The sequence below is a fragment of the Hymenobacter agri genome (assembly GCF_054778495.1).
The window spans coordinates 1-2,651 of sequence record NZ_BAAGZM010000585.1 but is presented as its reverse complement, the minus strand read 5'-3'; the positions used below and the strand labels follow the sequence as shown (position 1 = coordinate 2,651).

The window sequence follows — 2,651 nt, the reverse complement described above, 5'->3', positions numbered from 1 at the left end:
CCCCCACCCTGCTCCGCGCCGTGGCCCTGAATGCCACCACCGTGCGCGCCTACTTTTCGGAGAAGCTCGACAGCGCCGCCATGGCCAACCTGGGCCGCTACGCCCTGTCGCCTACCGTGGCCGTAGCGGCCGCAGCCCCCGTGGGACCCGATTTCCGGCAGGTCGACCTCACGCTGGGCGCGGCCCTGAGCGCCAGCCGCCCGGCTACTTTGGCCGTGCAAACGGCTACCGACTGCGCCGGCAACGCCAGCGGGCCGCTGCAATCGGCCACGTTTGCCCTGCCCGAACCGGCTGTGAGCGGTGATGTGGTGATAAATGAAATCCTGTTCAACCCGCGCACCGGTGGCGTACGCTTCGTCGAGCTCATCAACCGCAGCACCAAGTTCATCGACCTGCAGGGCTGGCAGCTTGGCAATCTCAAGCCCGACGGCAGCGTGGACGTGGCCATTCTGGCCAGCGGGCCGCTGGTGCTGGCCCCGGGCCAGCTGCTGGCCTTCAGCAGCAACACGGCTACGCTCGTATCGCAGTACCCGACCAGCAGCGACCCGGCCAATCTGGTGCAGCTCAGCAGCCTGCCTACCTTCCCCGATGCCGGCACGGCCCTGCTTTTCGACAGCAAAGGCTCGGAAATTGACCGGCTCGTGTACAGCAAAGACCTGCACCTGAGCTTGCTGAGCACGCAGGAAGGCGTGTCGCTGGAGCGCATTCGCACCAACGGGCCCAGCCTGGGCAGCAACTTCCACTCGGCGGCCGGCGCGGTGGGCTACGCTACGCCCGGCCGCCCCAACTCGCAGGCGCAGGACGCGGTGGGCGGCGACCAGGAGCTGACCATCGTGCCCGAAGTCTTCACGCCCGACGACGATGGCCAGCAGGATTTCGCCACCCTCAACTACCACCTCGACGCCACCGGCTACGCGGCCACCATCACGGTGTACGACGCCCTGGGCCGCCTCACGCGCCACCTCGTGCGCAACGAAACCCTGCCCACCACCGGCTTCGTGCAGTGGGATGGCATCGACGACCGGGGCCACAAGGCCGCCGTGGGCTATTACATTCTGCTGGTCGAGCTGTTCCGGCCCAGTGGCGGCGAGCGGCGCGAGTACAAGAAGACCGTGGTGCTGGGCGCACGGTTCTAACTACTTGATGCCGCGCTGCCCTACCACTTCCGGAATTCCAGCTGCTTGTTCACGTAGTCGATGGTGGTGCGGTACTGGCTGAGCATGGGGTAGCCCAGCAGGCCCTGCAAGGGCATTTTGTCGGGGTTCTGGTTGAACTGGGAGATGTCGGAAAACACAGTTTGCTGGCGGCGAAACACCAATGCCTGGTCGCCCGAGGCCAGCCGGATTTCGGGCAGCTGGCCGCTCGTCACGGTGCGCTGGGCGCCGTCACCGCCGCGCAGGTTGCTCTTGGCCACCTTGTGCAGCTCGCTGGCAAATACGGGCTCAAGCGGCAGGTCGAGCAGGTTGTTTTGCGCCCCGCAATCGATGCCCAATTGCAGGGTTTGGCCGTTGGCGGCGGCCGCCACCACGGGCAGGTGGCCGCGCAGCACAAAGGGTACGCGTAGCAGCGGTGCAGGTAGCGCGGCGGCGGTGCCGGGCTTGCGCAGCAGCACCTTTTGGTCGCGGTAGTCGAGCGTGAGGGCGTACTGGCTCAGCAGGTTGTAGCCAATAATGCCCAACAACTCGGTGCCGGTTTGTTGCTCCAGGCTGGCGAGGTCGAGGGTGGCCACTTCCTTATTTTCGAAGCGAATGCCGGCCCAGTCGAAAGTTTTGGTGAGGTGGTACGACATGCCGGCCACGGCCCCGTTCACGCCCTTGGCCCCGCTCACGGCCAGCGTGCTTTCGGTGGGGGCGGGCGGAAACAGCTTTTTGTTCAGCATCAGGGCGGGCGCGCCGGTATCCAGAAACAGCCAGCCGCGGCGGCCGTCCACTTCGGCTTCCACCAGCAGCAGGTTGTTGCGGAGGCGCACCGGCACATCGAGGCTGGCGGGCGTGGTCAGGTCTTCGGGCTTGAAGGCAGTATCAATTTTCTTCACGCTGGCCTGGGCCAGGTTCAGCTCGGCGAACGTGCCGGCGGGCGTCAGCAGAAAGTCGTATTCCTTTTCGGCGCCCTTGCGGGCAATGGCGCACACGTAGCGCGTGTTAGCTCCTTCAGCCACTTTCCGCACCACCCGAAAGCCCTCGATGGGTCCGAACTGCGGCACAAGCTGGGCCAGTACCCGCCCCGTGTAGGCCGGCGGCAGGCTGCCGAGGCGGGTATCGGGCGTGAGAAAAGGCTGCAGAGGCTCGACCGACTTAGCGTTAATGGCCGCCACCAACTGGTCGAGCGGGGCCACGCCGGTAGCCTCCTGCGCCCGGGTAGCTACCAGGCCGCTCAGGTAAAATAAGACGGCCAGCAGAAGCTTTTTCATGAAAAATACTGGAAGTGGAAAGGAAGTTGCGAAGACCCGGCCAGCACCGAAGCGCGCCAATGACCAGCTTGCCGCGAGCCGGGTTGCGCCGGTTTCGTCCCGCTGCGCATTAAACCTCGCCCGTCGGCACACGTCTTAAAGCTATGAACAGCAACCAGCAACTGCAACACCTCTACTGGCGCGCCGGCTTCGGCCCGCGCCCGCAGGACGTGGCCGCCGGCCTCAGCCCGCGCAAGGCCCT

The 2,651-nt window shown here is 65.7% G+C and carries 2 protein-coding genes; one reads left to right on the top strand and one right to left on the bottom strand.

Annotated elements, in window-relative coordinates:
* A partial coding sequence (locus ACYVDE_RS19755; protein WP_460503254.1) for a lamin tail domain-containing protein occupies positions 1-1,136 on the top strand: 1,136 nt, incomplete at its 5' end.
* Between the two features lie 20 nt (positions 1,137-1,156).
* Here ACYVDE_RS19755 and ACYVDE_RS19750 read toward each other — a convergent pair.
* The gene (locus tag ACYVDE_RS19750) at positions 1,157-2,410 is read right to left on the bottom strand and encodes a retropepsin-like aspartic protease (protein ID WP_460503253.1); all 1,254 of its coding nucleotides are present in this window, start codon (positions 2,408-2,410) and stop codon (positions 1,157-1,159) included.
* Positions 2,411-2,651 lie beyond the last annotated feature (241 nt).